This window comes from Methylorubrum sp. Q1 (assembly GCF_004683995.1).
In the GTDB taxonomy this organism is placed as follows: Bacteria; Pseudomonadota; Alphaproteobacteria; order Rhizobiales; family Beijerinckiaceae; genus Methylobacterium.
In genome coordinates, this window is the sequence record NZ_SRHQ01000016.1 from 29365 (window position 1) to 43739 (window position 14375).

At 65.3% G+C, this 14375-nt stretch carries 15 protein-coding genes; 6 read left to right on the plus strand and 9 right to left on the minus strand.

The features are described from left to right. The first annotated feature begins 32 nt into the window (after nt 1-32). Nucleotides 33-917: an ImmA/IrrE family metallo-endopeptidase gene (locus tag E4V01_RS15970; protein WP_135299020.1), complete on the plus strand. Its 885-nt coding sequence runs from the start codon at nt 33-35 to the stop codon at nt 915-917. A gap of 241 nt (nt 918-1158) precedes the next feature. On the opposite strand, the gene E4V01_RS25740 is transcribed toward E4V01_RS15970, so the two are convergent. Next, nucleotides 1159-1296 carry a hypothetical protein gene (locus E4V01_RS25740; RefSeq protein WP_193763212.1) on the minus strand — a complete coding sequence of 46 codons (138 nt, stop codon included), beginning with the start codon at nt 1294-1296 and terminating at the stop codon, nt 1159-1161. Between the two features lie 153 nt (nt 1297-1449). On the opposite strand from E4V01_RS25740, the gene E4V01_RS15980 reads away from it, so the two are divergent. Beyond that, nucleotides 1450-1692, plus strand: coding sequence for a DUF2171 domain-containing protein (locus E4V01_RS15980; RefSeq protein WP_135299021.1), 243 nt, complete (start codon nt 1450-1452; stop codon nt 1690-1692). A 303-nt stretch (nt 1693-1995) separates the two neighbouring features. On the opposite strand, the gene E4V01_RS15985 is transcribed toward E4V01_RS15980, so the two are convergent. Next, nucleotides 1996-2424, minus strand: coding sequence for a gamma-butyrobetaine hydroxylase-like domain-containing protein (locus E4V01_RS15985; RefSeq protein ID WP_060772273.1), 429 nt, complete (start codon nt 2422-2424; stop codon nt 1996-1998). A 143-nt stretch (nt 2425-2567) separates the two neighbouring features. On the opposite strand from E4V01_RS15985, the gene moaA reads away from it, so the two are divergent. Beyond that, nucleotides 2568-3602, plus strand: coding sequence for a GTP 3',8-cyclase MoaA (gene moaA, locus E4V01_RS15990; protein WP_135299085.1), 1035 nt, complete (start codon nt 2568-2570; stop codon nt 3600-3602). Nucleotides 3603-3608: 6 nt separating this feature from the next. On the opposite strand, the gene E4V01_RS15995 is transcribed toward moaA, so the two are convergent. Together E4V01_RS15995 and E4V01_RS16000 are read right to left on the minus strand one after the other, a co-directional pair. Continuing rightward, nucleotides 3609-4529, minus strand: coding sequence for a WcbI family polysaccharide biosynthesis putative acetyltransferase (locus E4V01_RS15995; RefSeq protein ID WP_135299022.1), 921 nt, complete (start codon nt 4527-4529; stop codon nt 3609-3611). Further along, nucleotides 4430-5626, minus strand: coding sequence for a GSCFA domain-containing protein (locus tag E4V01_RS16000; protein ID WP_135299023.1), 1197 nt, complete (start codon nt 5624-5626; stop codon nt 4430-4432). The genes E4V01_RS15995 and E4V01_RS16000 overlap by 100 nt, the downstream gene beginning before the upstream one ends. 195 nt (nt 5627-5821) lie before the next feature. On the opposite strand from E4V01_RS16000, the gene E4V01_RS16005 reads away from it, so the two are divergent. After that, nucleotides 5822-6688: an NAD(P)-dependent oxidoreductase gene (locus E4V01_RS16005; protein ID WP_135299086.1), complete on the plus strand. Its 867-nt coding sequence runs from the start codon at nt 5822-5824 to the stop codon at nt 6686-6688. Here the strand turns inward: E4V01_RS16005 and miaA are convergent. Further along, on the minus strand, nt 6666-7619 hold the full coding sequence (miaA, locus tag E4V01_RS16010) for a tRNA (adenosine(37)-N6)-dimethylallyltransferase MiaA (RefSeq protein WP_135299024.1): 954 nt from the start codon (nt 7617-7619) through the stop codon (nt 6666-6668). The two genes, E4V01_RS16005 and miaA, sit on opposite strands and share 23 nt — an antisense overlap. Nucleotides 7620-7630: 11 nt before the next feature. On the opposite strand from miaA, the gene serB reads away from it, so the two are divergent. Continuing rightward, nucleotides 7631-8527, plus strand: a complete 897-nt coding sequence (gene serB, locus E4V01_RS16015) for a phosphoserine phosphatase SerB (protein WP_060770088.1) — start codon at nt 7631-7633, stop codon at nt 8525-8527. 109 nt (nt 8528-8636) lie between these two features. Here the strand turns inward: serB and E4V01_RS16020 are convergent, their stop codons facing one another. The 3 genes from E4V01_RS16020 to hflK all read right to left on the minus strand — a co-directional run bounded on the left by E4V01_RS16020 (nt 8637) and on the right by hflK (nt 12388). Next, the gene (locus E4V01_RS16020; RefSeq protein WP_135299025.1) at nt 8637-10172 is read right to left on the minus strand and encodes a DegQ family serine endoprotease; all 1536 of its coding nucleotides are present in this window, start codon (nt 10170-10172) and stop codon (nt 8637-8639) included. 111 nt (nt 10173-10283) lie between these two features. Further along, nucleotides 10284-11243: a protease modulator HflC gene (gene hflC, locus E4V01_RS16025; protein ID WP_135299026.1), complete on the minus strand. Its 960-nt coding sequence runs from the start codon at nt 11241-11243 to the stop codon at nt 10284-10286. After that, complete coding sequence (gene hflK / locus E4V01_RS16030; RefSeq protein WP_135299027.1) at nt 11240-12388, minus strand: FtsH protease activity modulator HflK; 1149 nt, start codon at nt 12386-12388, stop codon at nt 11240-11242. Before hflK ends, hflC begins: the two co-directional genes overlap by 4 nt. A 439-nt stretch (nt 12389-12827) precedes the next feature. Between hflK and E4V01_RS16035 the strand changes: the two genes are divergently transcribed. Beyond that, nucleotides 12828-13514, plus strand: a complete 687-nt coding sequence (locus E4V01_RS16035; RefSeq protein WP_193763213.1) for a dihydrofolate reductase — start codon at nt 12828-12830, stop codon at nt 13512-13514. A 3-nt stretch (nt 13515-13517) separates the two neighbouring features. On the opposite strand, the gene E4V01_RS16040 is transcribed toward E4V01_RS16035, so the two are convergent. Then, nucleotides 13518-14312, minus strand: a complete 795-nt coding sequence (locus E4V01_RS16040) for a thymidylate synthase (RefSeq protein ID WP_135299029.1) — start codon at nt 14310-14312, stop codon at nt 13518-13520. Nucleotides 14313-14375: the final 63 nt, after the last annotated feature.

Here is a 14375-nt window from a genome sequence, read left to right on the forward strand (position 1 = left end):
CCCTGGTCCGAGGCGATTCGGGTTCAGGGGCAATGCCGGTTTCCGCACAGATGGGCCCGCTGCGTCGGGCAAACCAACTCACCCAGTTGCTCGACCTTACAAAAGGGCTCGACCGCTACCCCGTCGATGTCGAGCAACTGGCCCGGGAATATTCGCGTGCAACCGCGGCGGACGATCCCATCCAGGACATCGTGACCGAACCGCTCAAGGGGTTCGAGGGGGCGCTCGTCCCACTTCGGGCTGATCCGGGTGGGTGGCTTATCGTCAGCAATGTGTTGGCCACGCCAGGAAGACGGCGCTTCACCGTCGCTCACGAATTCGCGCATTGGGTCCTGCATCGGCACCTGCTCCCGCCGGAAGGCATCTATTGCAGCGAGGAGGACGTCAGCCGCCGCAACGGCGAAGACATCGAGAAGGAGGCTGACACCTTCGCAGCGGCCTTGCTCATGCCGCTTCACGACCTCAGACGACAGATAGATCCGAGAGCCAAGCCGACCCTGGCCGATCTCGGTGCATTAGCCGACCGCTACGGCGTGTCGTTGATGGCCGCGACGCTTCGGTGGCTCGAAATCACCGAACGTCGTTCGCTGATGGTTGTCTCGACGGAGGGCTATGCCCTCTGGGCGCGGTCCAGCGACCCGGCGTTCAAGTCCGGCCGCTTCATCCGGACGTCGGGGCCTCCGCACGAGATACCAGCGGCCGCCGGAGCGATGCGACCGGACCTGTCATCGGAGTGTCGCGCGGGCATTACGCACCCTCCAGGAGTTTGGTTCGACGAGGAGGTCGAGGAGTTCACGGTCCACGCGATCACCTTCGAGAAGGTCATCACGGTGCTTCATCTCGGCGATGCACGACCGCTCTGGCGAACCGTGGAGGAGGAGCACGAACCAGACGTGATCGACCGGTTCAGACTGTAGCCTGGGCTTAACCGACAAACTTCACACACAAAGGCCGACGCACTCGATGCAATATCGGAAAACTGGGCTGAGGCATCTCAATGCCTTAGCATCGGTCCAACCGACAAACTTCGGCTACGGGCACAATCGTCCGTCCGAGACGTCAATGAGAAAGGGCCGGCAGCGATGCCGGCCCTTTTCGTTTGGGTGAGGTCCAAGTTGGTCTTGGTCCAAGTTAGCCTTGGTCCAAGCGAGCGACGCGTCAGCCGATCAGCAGGAGATCCAGCACGACCGCGGCGATGCCGCCCGCCACGGCCAGTCCGAGGATGACGACGCTGCTGAGCTGATCGACGGAATCCACGTCCTGACCGACGCGGTGTTGGAACTCGTTCGCTGACACGCGCTACCTCCGTTGAAATACCGCACGGCAACGGACGGGGCGGGGTATCGTTCAATGGCGGACCGTCGCAGGTCCTCCCCCGAGCTGCGTGGATCGCCGACGCGGAACCTCCCCACGCGCTGCCGGTTGGCTCCCTCAACAGGGAGCACAGCCATGGTCGATGCCAGCCAGATTCGCGAGCATGCCACCGTCGTCGGTTCCGATGGCGGACATGTCGGTACGGTGGATCACGTCGGAAAAGGCGAGATCAAGCTGACGAAGAGCGATGCGGACGCGGGCGGGCTCCACCACTACATCCCCATCGACCTCGTGATCGCCGTCGAAGGTGATCAGGTCCGCCTCGATCGGAGTGCCGACGAGGTGAAGAAGGAGTGGAGCACGTCGGGCGCCGCGTAAGCGAATGTCAATTTGCCCCGTCTGAGCACGGCGTTCGGCCTTGCCACTGGCCGATAGCCGACGCCCCGTCCATGGAGAGAACCGTGACTGCACAGAATGATCGGCCGAAATCAGAGTCCGAGCCGAAGCCGATCGGTGATCCAGCCCCCGCTCCGCAGCCGCCGGCTGGGGATCCCCCGCCGCATCGGCCGGATGCGATCCCCGATGAGGATCTCGACCAAGTCGAGGAGCAGCCGAGCTGATGCGTCTGGCGGGCCACCTTCAAGCGTGGCCCGTCTCACGTTCGACGATCTCAGCGTGATCTCAGTGGCAGCCGCAACCGCCGCTTCCGCAGCTCCCGCCGCCATGGCTCGGTTTTGCGGGAGCGCTGGCCACGCGATCCCTGGTAAGGCCGCGCTCCTCCAGCTCGCGCAGGTAGGTCGACCAGCGGTTCCGGTACTCGCGGCCGAGGTCGAACAGGTAGTCCCACCCGTAGATGCCCGTATCGTGCATGTCGTCGAAGAACAGCTTCACGGCGTAGTTGCCGATGGGCTCGACCGAGAGGATTGCGACATCGCGCTTGCCACCCAGCACCTTGCGCTCGGCCGGAGAATGGCCTTGAACCTCCGCTGAGGGACTCGACACGCGCAAGTATTCGGCAGGCAGCTCGAAGCGACCGCCGCCATCGAACGCGACGGTCAGAATGCGCTTGTCTCCGGACAGGCGGATCTCGGTGGGCCAGCGCTCACTCATGACGGTCGATTCCACGCTCTCATGCCGGCGTTGCGCTCCCGCGCTTGCCGGGGAATGCCACCGCCCTCATATGGATGGCCATGTTGGATCTGTCAGCCGACAAAACCACCCATGCCGGCACCGAGTCGAGTTCAGAGGCGCGTATGTGGGGCCCCGCCGACGATACCCTCGCGCCCGTGCGGCCGGCGCCGCTGATCGACCCTTTCCAAAGGGCGATCACCTATCTCCGGATCTCGGTGACGGATCGCTGCGACTTCCGCTGTGCCTATTGCATGTCCGAGGACATGCAGTTCCTGCCCAAGCGCGATCTGTTGACGCTGGAAGAGCTCGATCGGCTCTGCGGCGTGTTCATCGATCGCGGGGTGCGCAAGCTGCGGATCACCGGCGGCGAGCCGCTGGTCCGCCGCGACATCATGCATCTGTTCCGCCGGCTCTCCCGCCACCTGAAGAGCGGCACCCTCGACGAGCTGACGCTGACGACCAACGGCTCCCAGCTTGCCCGCTTCGCGCCCGAGTTGGCCGAACTCGGCGTGCGGAGGATCAACGTTTCGCTCGACACGCTGGACCCCGACAAATTCCGGGCGATCACCCGGCGCGGCGACCTGTCGGTGGTGCTGGCGGGGATCGAAGCGGCGCGCGCGGCCGGTATCAAGGTCAAGATCAACGCCGTGGCGCTCAAGGGCGTCAACGAGGATGAGATCGCCGACATGATGACCTGGGCCCACGGGCTCGGCATGGACATGACGCTGATCGAAGTCATGCCGCTCGGCGAGATCGAGGGCGACCGCACCGACCAGTTCCTGCCGTTGTCGGTCGCCCGCCAGCGCCTGGAGCAACGCTTCACGCTGACTCCGCTGCCCGACCGCACCGGTGGGCCGGCGCGTTACGTGCGGATCGAGGAGACCGGCGGGCGGCTCGGTTTCATCACGCCGCTGACGCATAATTTCTGCGAGAGCTGCAACCGGGTGCGTCTCACCTGCACCGGTAAGCTCTACATGTGCCTCGGCCAGGAGGATGCGGCCGATCTGCGCGCGGCCCTGCGCGCCTCGCCCGACGACGCGCTGGTGACGCAAGCCGTCGTAGAGGCGATCTCCCGCAAGCCCAAGGGCCACGACTTCGTCATCGAGCGCGCGCGCCCGGCGGCCGTACCGCGGCATATGAGCGTGACTGGGGGCTGACGATTTTCAGCCCGCGACCGGGACGAGACTGTCGCGAATCTCCCGATTCGCGAGCCAGTTCTGAACGCGATCGCACTGCGTGGCGATCTTCGGCGTGTGCGCGTAGATCGCCAGCGATCCCTCAACCATCGTCCGCAACTCGATGCAGCGGGCGGCATCCACGAGGAAGTTCAGGCCGCCGAGCGGCGGCTTGAAAGTCGTGCTGCCGGTGACGCCGAGTCGAGCCGCGATCTCCGGATAGACCGGCCAGATGCTGCCGCTGAGCGGATCGGGCAGGTAATCCTCGCAGGCCGCCGATCGCGCTGGGATCTCGGCGCGGTGAAGCGCGTCGCGCGCGAGATCCGCGAGCACGAACAGCTTCGGGTGATTGATCGTGTGCATGAAGCAGCCGCGGCGCATCCACCCGGCGAACAGGCGGTCGAGGTTGCAGCCGTGCGCGTGGCTCATCGCCAGCAGGGCGTCGCGATTGGGAAACCAGCCGTCGAGATAGCCGACGCGCGAAAAAACTTCGGCCCGGAACAGCGAGACGATGTCATCGGCCGAGAAGCCGCGTGCGAAACCGTAGACGATCAGCGCCGAGTGATAATCGCCCATCGGCGAGCCGAACAGGCCGCCCTTGTGGGCGATGTAGACGATATCCGGGTGGAAGGCCGGGAATACGATCGTCGGGACGGGCACGACGAACCGAGCGGTCTCGAAGATCCGCGCGGGCGTCACCTCGCCGAACGGACCGGCCTCGAATTGAAAGCACACGGTCAGGTCGGCGTCCCGGACCGCGTCCAGCAGCCGAGCGGGACTTGAGTCGAATTGCGAGAACGTCGCCGGCTCTACCGACGCGATCTCAGCATCCGGCGCAAGGAACCCCAGGCACCCCGCAAGGACGGCGACTTGGCAGTTGTTGCCGACGACGACGATTCGCCTAGCCACGGCCGCGTGCCTCCGGCTGCCAGCAATTCCTCGTCGCAGACCACGGCGGCCTGCCGGGCGAATTCATGGCGCGCCTCGTGCAGGCTGCGGCTGGAAGCGGGGAGGGCGTCGTGGTCCCCGCCCTCGGTGAGATGGCGGAAAAAGACCCGCATGACATGATCGACACCGTCCTTGCTGACGGACCTGAGATCGCTCTCGAGATAGCGGAAGGCGCCCTCGGGCGAGGTGATGATCTCGTAGGATGGGAAGTACAGCGTATCGTCGCGGGTGTCGGCCAGACGCTGGGCGGCGACCCGGAGCACCGCCTTGCTGTGTACGGTCGATTGCAGCACGTGGCGCCCTTCATAGGTCGCGACAAGCGGCACCGGCGAGACCGTCAGAATCAGGCGCGCCCGCGGATTGACCGCTTTCAGGGCGTCGGCGAAGGCGGAGAGATCCGCGATCACTTCCTCGACCGGCTGGTTCCTAAAAACGTAGGCCTCCGAATCGAAGGTGCCGGCGGCTACGCCCGGGCAGAGCGGGAAAGCCGCCCCATCGGCCGTTGCCTGCCAGCCCTCGGTGAGGCCGAGGGTGAAGACGAAGACGTCGAGGTTTTCGAAGAGCCGGCGCATCTGGGCGAAGTGCGCTTGCCGTTCCGCCTCGATCGCTTCGGGGCTGGCAAAGCCCGCTGGCTCGATGCGCGGCCGGAACGGGTCGGCGAAGCGCCCATCCGCTCTTTCCCAAACGGTATCGGCGGGGGTGAAGCGGCCATAGGCCCGCTCGATGAGCTGCAGGAGCTGGCGCGCGGTGTAGACGTTGCCGTAGCGTGCCGAGAACAGGCGGTAGCCGCGCGCACGCGCTTCGTCCGCCGTGACGCCTTCGGGTGCATCCTCCGTGACGAGGTAATGGTAGCCGCTCGCCTGGAGTCTGTCGGCGATGTGCTGGGCAAAGCAGCTACCCGCCGTGGCGATCCGGGTCTGCCGGGTCAGACGGAACCCATCCGGTATCGGCGGACCGGCCATCGGGTCGAGGGCGAACAGCGGCAGCGAGCCGACGGAGCGATCCCAGAAGGCGTGGTCGGCAAGACCGGAATAGGGGTTTCGGGCGCGGTCTTGCATCGGCGGCCGGACCCTAGCCGACCGGCTCCGCAGCGGCAACGGCTGTCCCTGAAGCCGTATCCGATCGAATTGCCTCGGGCCGGCGTCCCCTTCGTCGGAAAGCGCTCTGGCGTTGCTGCGCTTTGCATTTTGAATGTCATGCGCGCGGGGCTAGAGCACGCCCTGAGACGATCGGATACCGGAGACACCAAATCCATGGCGAAAGTCGCGTTCCTGGGCCTCGGCGTGATGGGCTCGCCGATGGCGGGGCACCTTGCGAAGAAGGGCCACGACGTCACCGTCTTCAACCGCACCGGCGCCAAGGCCGAGGCGTGGGTTGCCGGCAACGGAGGCCACGCCGCCGCAACGCCTCGCGAGGCGGCGGCCGGATGCGCCATCGTGTTTGCCTGCGTCGGCAACGACGACGATCTGCGTTCGGTGGTGCTCGGCGCGGACGGCGCCTTCGCCGGCATGGAGAAGGGCGCGATCTTCGTCGATCACACCACCGCCTCGGCCGAGGTCGCCCGCGAACTGTCCGCTGCGGCGGACGCGGCCGGACTTCGGTTCATCGACGCCCCGGTCTCCGGCGGCCAGGCGGGCGCGGAAAACGGCGTGCTGACCGTGATGTGCGGCGGCGAGGAGGCGACCTACGCCGAGGCCGAACCGGTCATCATGGCTTACGCCAAGTCCTGCCGTCTGCTCGGGCCTTCCGGATCGGGCCAGCTGACCAAGATGGTTAATCAGATCGCCATTGCCGGGTTGGTGCAGGGGCTCTCGGAGGCGATCCACTTCGGCAAGCGCGCCGGCCTCGATGTAGAGGCCGTGCTCGACGTGATCTCCAAGGGCGCGGCCGGCTCCTGGCAGATGGAGAATCGCGGCCGGACCATGAACGCGGACAAATTCGACTTCGGCTTTGCTGTGGAGTGGATGCGCAAGGATCTTGGCATCCTGCTCGCCGAGTCGCGCCGCAACGGCGCCCGGTTGCCGGTGACGGCGCTGGTCGATCAGTTCTACGCCGAGGTCGAGGCCATGGGCGGCAAGCGCTGGGACACCTCGTCCCTCATCGCCCGATTGGAGCGCTGAGCCGGGTCTGCACCAGGGACCACGCCTCCTCCGGCGTGGTCCAGTGCCAATCCTCGCCCATCTGGTGGCGGAACCACGTGAACTGGCGCTTCGCGTAGCGGCGGGTGTCGCCCTGACCACGCTGGATCGCTTCCTGGCGGGAGATCGTCCCATCGAGATGGGCGATCAGCCCCGGCACGCCGTGGGCGCGCATCACCGGTAGCAGCGGATCGAGACGCCGCTCCCGGAGCGCGGCGACCTCTTCCAGGGCGCCTTGCTCCATCATCGTCACGAAGCGCGCGTCGATACGCTGGCGCAGCGTCTCGCGCTCGGTGGCGAGGAAGAGCTTCAGCATCGGCTTTCCGGCGAGCGGGCCCGGCACACGGACCTCGTGAAACGAGCCGATGGAGCGGCCGGTCGCCGCGTGGATCTCGAGCGCCCGCATCACGCGCATCCGGTCCGAGGGCCGCAGCCGCTGGGCGCTCTCGGGATCGCGCAATGCGAGCGCGGCGTGAAGCGTCTCGGTCGGCTGTCCGTCCGCCTCCGCTCGGATCCGGTGCCGGACGTCGTCGGGCACCTCCGGCAGATCCGAGATGCCCTCGTCGAGGCTGCGAAAGTAGAGGCCGGTGCCGCCGACGAAGACCGGCAGGGTTCCTGCGTCCATCTTCGAAAGAAGCGCGGCCGCCTGCCGCTGGAAGTGCCCGACGGAGAAGTTCACCGCCCCGTCGATGCGGCCGTAGAGAAGATGGGGAGCCAGCCTTTCCTCCTCGGCGGAGGGCCGCGCCGAGAGCACGCGCAGGTCCGCGTAGACCTGCATCGAATCGGTATTGATCACCGTGCCGCCGAAGGCGCGCGCGATCCGCAAGCCCAGCGCTGACTTGCCCGACGCGGTGGGCCCTGCAATGAGGATGGCAGCCGGACGCCCTGTTTCCTGCCCGTCCGGACTCCGCACGGCACATCTCCATGACCCTCGTCGCGACGCTGATAGCAAACCCCGCTCGGCCCGCCATCACCGATGCGGTGCTCGCCGAGGCGCGCCGCGTCACGCGGACGGAGCATCAACCGCGAACGCTCCATGGTGAGGTCGCGGCCGAACTTCTGGTGCCGGGCACGCCCGACGACGCGCCGGCTCTCACCGAGGCCCTGCGCGCGGCGTTCGGCTCCGAACCGATCGACGTTGCCGTGCTCCCCCACGATCAGCACCGCCGCAAGCGGCTGTTCCTCGCCGACATGGACTCGACCATGATCGAGCAGGAATGCATCGACGAACTCGCCGACGTCGTCGGCATCAAGGATCAGGTGGCGGCGATCACCGAGCGGGCCATGCGCGGCGAGGTCGCCTTCGAGCCGGCCCTGCGCGAGCGGGTGGGCCTGCTGAAAGGCCTATCCGTCGGCGTGATCGACGGTCTGATCCGCGACGCCATCCGCCTCACACCGGGCGGCGGCACCCTCGTCGCGACGATGCGGGCGCATGGCGCTTTCACCTGCCTCGTCTCAGGCGGCTTCACCCTGTTCACCGGCCCCATCGGCACCCGTCTCGGTTTTGACGAAACCCGCGCCAACCGCCTCGATGTGGCGGACGGACACCTGACGGGACGGGTGGTCGAGCCGATCGTCGGCGCGGAGGCCAAGCGCGCGAGCCTCATCGAACTGCGCGAGCGGTTGGGCTTGAGTGGCGCGGAGACGATCGCCGTGGGTGACGGGGCGAACGACCTGCCGATGCTCGGAGAGGCCGGGCTCGGTGTCGCCTTTCGCGCCAAACCGAAGGTGGCGCAGGCGGCACAGGTGCGAATCGAACACGGCGACCTGACCGCGCTGCTCTACCTTCAGGGTTTCTCGGCCGCAGAGTTCGTTGCCTAGATTCTTCCGACCACAGCCCGAAGCTTCGTGACGCAGCCCGACCGCGTACCCATCCCCTCTCCCCCGGTTCGGGAAGAGAGGATGGTAAAGGCGTCGATCGGGTCGCCGCTTACTCCAACCCGATCGCCACGAAGCGCACGTCGCCGCCGGTGCTGGCCACCAACAGCAGCACGGACTTGCGGCCCTCCTTCTTGAGAGCCTCCACGCGCTTCGTCACATCGGCCGGGTTCGAAACCGCTTCCTGGCCGACCTCGACGATGACCTCGCCCGGCTGGATGCGCTTGTCGGCGGCGGTCGAGTTGGGGTCGACCTTGGTGACGACCACGCCGTTCTTGACGCTCTCCTTGATGCCGTAGCGGCGCCGCGCCTCGTCGTTGAGACCGGAGAGGTTGAGGCCGAGAATCTGGCGATTGGCCGACTCCGCCTCCGGCTGCTTGAGGTTGGCGACCTGAGTCTTCTCGCCGTCCTCCAGGCGACCGAGCAGGACCGCCTTCGTCTGCTCCTCGCCCTTGCGCACGATCTGAACGTCCACGGTCTTGCCGACCGGGGTCGCGGCGACGATGCGCGGCAGTTCGCTGGACGACTTCACCGGCACGCCGTTGAACTTGACGATCACGTCGCCGACCTCGAGCCCCGCGGTCTTGGCCGGGCCCTTCTCATCGACGCCGGCCACCAATGCGCCCTTGGCGCCGCCCTTCAGGCCGAGCGCCTCGGCGGTCGCCTCATCGACGTTCTGGATGCGCACGCCGAGCCAACCGCGACGCACCTCGCCGAACTGACGAAGCTGATCGACGACCTGGCTCGCCGTCCCCGAGGGAACCGCGAAACCGATGCCGACCGAGCCGCCGGAGGGTGAGAGGATCGCGGTGTTGATGCCGATCACCTCGCCGTCCATGTTGAACAGCGGACCGCCGGAATTGCCCTTGTTGATGGCCGCATCCGTCTGAATGTAGTTGTCGTAGGGTCCGGACTCGATGTTGCGGCCTCGCGCCGAGACGATGCCGGCGGAGACCGAGCCGCCGAGGCCGAACGGGTTGCCGATTGCCATCACCCAGTCGCCCGGGCGCATCTTGTCGGAATCGCCGAAGGGCACGGCCTTGAGCGGGCGCTCGGCCGTCGGCTTCACCCGCAGCAAGGCGAGGTCGATCTTCGAATCCTTGCCGATGATCTCCGCCTTCAGCTTGGTGCCGTCGCTGAGGATGACCTGGATGTCGTTGGCGTCGCCGATGACGTGGTTGTTCGTCACGACGATGCCCGAGGCGTCGATGATGAAGCCGGAGCCGAGCGAGTTCGACTTGCGCATCGGTCCGCGCGGGCTGTCCTCGTCACCCTTCGGAGCGCCTTGGCCGCGTCGCTTGAAGAATTCCTCGAAGAGATCCTCGAACGGGGTGCCCTGAGGCAGTTGCGGCATGGTCCGGCCGCCGCGGTTGCTGGCTTCGACCGTGGTCGAGGCCGAGATGTTCACCACCGCATCGGTCACCTTGTCGGCAAGATCGGCGAGCGATTCCGGGCCGCGGGCGAAGGCGGGGAGCGGCAGGGCGGTGACCGTGACGGTGACGCCCAGCACCGCGGCGGCCAGGGCCGATGAGGCGCGCCGGGCGAACGACGGCGTTCGAGCCCGGACGGCGTTCGCGGCGAGTCTCATGGACGTTTCCTCAAGCTCAAAGAGTGCCCGTTTCAGGCCGGCTTATAGATTCAGCGGCCGGCACCCCGATCAAGGGTGCCGGCCGCGATGGTCGTATCGGTCGCAGATCGTTCAGCGCACGTTGCCGGTGGTGGCGCCGGCGCCCGAAGTCGTCGGCTCGGCGCCGTTGCGGGCACCCTGCGGACGGCGTCCCTGGGGATCGTTGAAGAAGCGGAAGAAGTCCGAGTTCGGACTCACCACGAGCCGGGTGTCCTGCCCCTTCAGAGCCTGCTCGTAAGCCTGCATCGAGCGGTAGAAGGCGAAGAAGTTGGCATCCTGGCTGAACGCCTCGGCGAGGATGCGGTTTCTCTCCGCGTCGCCCTCACCGCGCAGCTCTTCCTGCTTCTGATTGGCCTCGGCCAGGATCACGACGACGTCGCGATCGGCCTTGGCGCGGATCAGCGTCGCCGCCTGATCGCCGTTGGCGCGAATGTCGGTCGCCTCCTTCTTCCGCTCCGACGTCATGCGGTCGTAGACCGCTTGGCTGTTCTTGGCGGGAAGGTCGACACGGGTCATGCGCAGATCGACGATCTCGATGCCGAGACTCTTGGCCTGCTTGTTCACGTCCTCCTGAATCGTATTCATCAGGTCGGCGCGCTCGGTCCGCACGATGGCGTCGCGGCTGGTCCGGGCCAGGACGTTGCGGAGCGCCGAGTTGGTGAAGCTCGCCAGACGCTGGTTGGCCAGGGCGATCGTCCCCGCCGCTTGGTAGAACTTCAGCGGATCGATGATCCGGTAGCGGACGAAGGCATCCACCTCGAGGTTCTGCCGGTCGGCGGTGAGCAGGGTCTGAACCGGAAGGTCGAGATCCAGCACCCGCTTGTCGAACAGCACGACGCTGTCGGTGAACGGCACCTTGAAGTAGAGGCCGGGCTTGTTCTGGCCGACGGGGTTCAGCACGTCGCGCACGCGGCCGAGCTGAAGCACGAGGGCCTGCTGCATTTGCCCCACGGTGAAGACGGAAGCGTAGAGGCCGATCGCGGCTGCCGCCGCGAGGATGACCAGGCCGGTCCGAATGGCTGGATTGTTCATCGGCCCGTCGCTCCGTTCGTCTGCGTCCGCCCATTCTCCATCAGAGGCAGCACCGGCAGCACGCCCGCGGCGTTGGCACCGGCCACGCCACCGTTCTGATCGATGATCACCTTGTTCACGGAACCGAGCACGCGCTCCATCGTCTCGAGGAAGATCCGCTCGCGGATGACCTCGGGCGCCACCTTGTAGGACTCGTAGACCTGACGGAAGCGGGACGCCTGACCGGTCGCCTCCGAGGTGGCCTGGGACTTGTAGGCCTCGGCCGCCTGCAGGACCTTGCTGGCATTGCCTCGAGCCTCCGGCGTCACGCGGCTGGCATAGGTCTCCGCCTCGTTACGCACCTGCTGGGCATATTGCTGCGCCGCGTTCACGTCGATGAAGGCGGGCCGGACTTCCGGGGGAGGGGTGACGCTGGTGAGCTGCACGACCTCGATCCGCACGCCCGCGCCGTATTCGTCGAGAGCGCTCTGGACGATCTCCTTGACCTCCTGAGCGATGCTGGACTGCTCGTTGGTCAGGATCGCCTGGATGTTGCGGCGGCCGATCACCTCGCGCATCGCGCTCTCGGCGATGGCCTTGATCGTCCCGTCCGGGTTGGCGAGGTTGAAGACGTAGTCCTCCGCCTTGAGCGGGTTGACGCGCCATTGCACCTCGAAATCGATGTCGACGATGTTCTCGTCGCCGGTGAGCATCAAGCTCTCTTCCGGCACGTCGCGCTGACGCGTCGTGTTGCCGGCGGCCATGTAGCCGATGGGAATCGAGTTCACGATACCGACGTTGGGCTTCTGCACGGAGCCGATCGGGTAGGGGAAGTTGTAGCGCAGGCCTTCAGCGGACTGGCTCGTGTAGCGTCCGAAGACCGTGTTGATGCCGACCTCGTTCGGCTTCACGATGTAGAAGCCGGTCAGCAGCCACGCGCTAAGCACGAGGCCCGCTGCCAGGAGGAGTCCCTTGCCGCCGCCGAAGCCTCCGCCGGGCATGACGCCGCGGAGACGATCCTGGCCGCGCCGGAGCAGATCCTCGAGATCGGGGGGCGTCTTGCCGCCGCCCCCGCCACCCCAGGGACCGCCGCCGTTACCGCCGCCGCCGCCGCCGGGACGGCCCCAGGGGCCACCTCCGCCGCCGCTCTGATTGCTCCAAGGCATTCTCGACGTGAACTCCTGCTGAAGCCGGTCCCCGCGGATGCGGACGACCCTTGCCCTAAACTCGATCCGTCGCCCCACCACAGGGCGGGAAAAGCCGGTTTTCCCAAGCGCCAGAACGCGTTTGCGGTGCCGCACGGACGCTGCGCACCTGAGTGGCGCCGCGCAGTCCTGTCAAGGCTTGGAGGTGGTTATCATCGCGGTCGACCGCAACTGCCCAAACGAGCTGCGACAACGAGCGCGAAAAGGAGTGGCAATGAGCTTCCTTAATATGGGTCGAAGGTTCATGAGACGGCGTGTATCGATTCTCAAATTGCCCACGCAACTCCTTCACCACGCCTGCCGGTCGCAGCGCGCCTGCACATAAGCTTAACCGTTTCGTACGATCATGACCCGAGCGACGACAAACGCGACAGGCGCTGGCGTAGAGAAAACTGCCTCGATGAAACCGATCGAACGTAGAATGCCCTCAGTTGCCTATATCGTGGCCCGGAGCAATCCGGGTGACGTAATCGGTTGCGAGAATCACCTGCCCTGGAGGCTTAAGACAGACATGAAGTTTTTTCGGTCAGTGACCGAAGGTCATGTCGTGATCATGGGACGCAAAACCTTCGAGTCCTTAGGTAAGCCCCTTCCAAAGAGATTAAATATTGTGATTTCTCGCAGTCCTGGTGAGGATGCCGAAAATCTTTTATGGGCCGATAGTCCAGAAATGGCGCTACATTTGGCTGACTTTTTTTCAATAATTAAGGAAAAATCACAAATAATTGTGATTGGCGGGGCGCAAATATACAAGATGTTTTGTGATCAGTTTACAAAAGTCTATTTGACTGAGGTGTTCCATCGATTTCAATGTGGGGATGCTTACTTCAATCAGAAATTTGACATGAGAGAGTGGTTGGTAGTTCAAGAAAAGGAATATGAGCAGTCTAAGGATGACGAATTTCCATTTAAAATATCTATATTAGATCGAAAGAATAAGTACACACGGCATAGGAAGATAAGCGAATTTTTTGTTGGATCAAAATCGGATAGATTACTCCCACATTTTCCTGTCTTTCGCTCCAGGATCGAAAGAGATGACATGAATATAGAAGAGCAAATCAAGTTGCCGCTCTTAGTGGCCTGATTGTCAGACCGCCACCGGTGCCTTGATCGCGGGATGCGGTTCGTAGCCTTCGATCACGATGTCCTCGAAGCGGAAGTCGAACAGCGAGCGCACCTCCGGGTTCAGTCGCAGCCGGGGCAGGGGCCGCAATTCGCGTGAAAGCTGGAGGCGGGTCTGCTCCAGATGGTTGGCGTAGAGATGCGCGTCGCCGAAGGTGTGGACGAAGTCGCCCGCCCCGAGCCCCGTCACCTGCGCCATCATCGCGGTGAGCAGGGCGTAGCTCGCGATGTTGAACGGTACGCCGAGGAAGGCGTCGGCCGAGCGCTGGTAGAGTTGGCAGGAAAGGCGCCCGTCCGCCACGTAGAACTGGAACAGGCAGTGGCAGGGTGCGAGCGCCATGCGGTCGAGGTCGGCCGGATTCCAGGCCGAGACGATGAGGCGGCGCGAATCCGGGTTGCGGGCGATCTCGTCGAGGATCCAGGCGATCTGATCGACGCTGCCGCCGTCGGGCTTCGCCCAGGAGCGCCATTGCTTGCCGTAGACGGGGCCGAGATCGCCGTTCGCGTCGGCCCACTCGTCCCAGATCGTGACGCCGTTCTCCTTGAGGTAGGCGACATTGGTGTCGCCCTTCAGGAACCACAGCAATTCGTGGACGATCGAGCGCAGGTGGAGCTGCTTCGTCGTCACCAGGGGAAAGCCGTCCGCCAGATCGAACCGCATCTGGTGGCCGAACACCGAGAGCGTGCCCGTGCCGGTTCGGTCCTCCTTGCGGATGCCCTCGGACAGGATGCGGGTGAGCAGATCGTGATAGGCGCGCATGGCCCCTCAGGTCTGGCAACTGCCCCGGCGGATGTCGAGTCGGGCCTGCCCACCGTCCCGGCT

Excerpts from the sequence above, each read along its gene's own strand:
- E4V01_RS16020 (WP_135299025.1), bottom strand. The coding sequence starts at position 10,172 with ATGAGACTCGCCGCGAACGCCGTCCGGGCTCGAACGCCGTCGTTCGCC.
- hflK (WP_135299027.1), bottom strand. The coding sequence starts at position 12,388 with ATGCCTTGGAGCAATCAGAGCGGCGGCGGAGGTGGCCCCTGGGGCCGT.
- E4V01_RS16000 (WP_135299023.1), bottom strand. The coding sequence starts at position 5,626 with ATGCAAGACCGCGCCCGAAACCCCTATTCCGGTCTTGCCGACCACGCC.
- E4V01_RS16035 (WP_193763213.1), top strand. The coding sequence starts at position 12,828 with ATGAAACCGATCGAACGTAGAATGCCCTCAGTTGCCTATATCGTGGCC.
- E4V01_RS15970 (WP_135299020.1), top strand. The coding sequence starts at position 33 with ATGCCGGTTTCCGCACAGATGGGCCCGCTGCGTCGGGCAAACCAACTC.
- hflC (WP_135299026.1), bottom strand. The coding sequence starts at position 11,243 with ATGAACAATCCAGCCATTCGGACCGGCCTGGTCATCCTCGCGGCGGCA.
- serB (WP_060770088.1), top strand. The coding sequence starts at position 7,631 with ATGACCCTCGTCGCGACGCTGATAGCAAACCCCGCTCGGCCCGCCATC.
- E4V01_RS15980 (WP_135299021.1), top strand. The coding sequence starts at position 1,450 with ATGGTCGATGCCAGCCAGATTCGCGAGCATGCCACCGTCGTCGGTTCC.
- E4V01_RS16005 (WP_135299086.1), top strand. The coding sequence starts at position 5,822 with ATGGCGAAAGTCGCGTTCCTGGGCCTCGGCGTGATGGGCTCGCCGATG.
- E4V01_RS16040 (WP_135299029.1), bottom strand. The coding sequence starts at position 14,312 with ATGCGCGCCTATCACGATCTGCTCACCCGCATCCTGTCCGAGGGCATC.
- E4V01_RS15985 (WP_060772273.1), bottom strand. The coding sequence starts at position 2,424 with ATGAGTGAGCGCTGGCCCACCGAGATCCGCCTGTCCGGAGACAAGCGC.
- moaA (WP_135299085.1), top strand. The coding sequence starts at position 2,568 with ATGTGGGGCCCCGCCGACGATACCCTCGCGCCCGTGCGGCCGGCGCCG.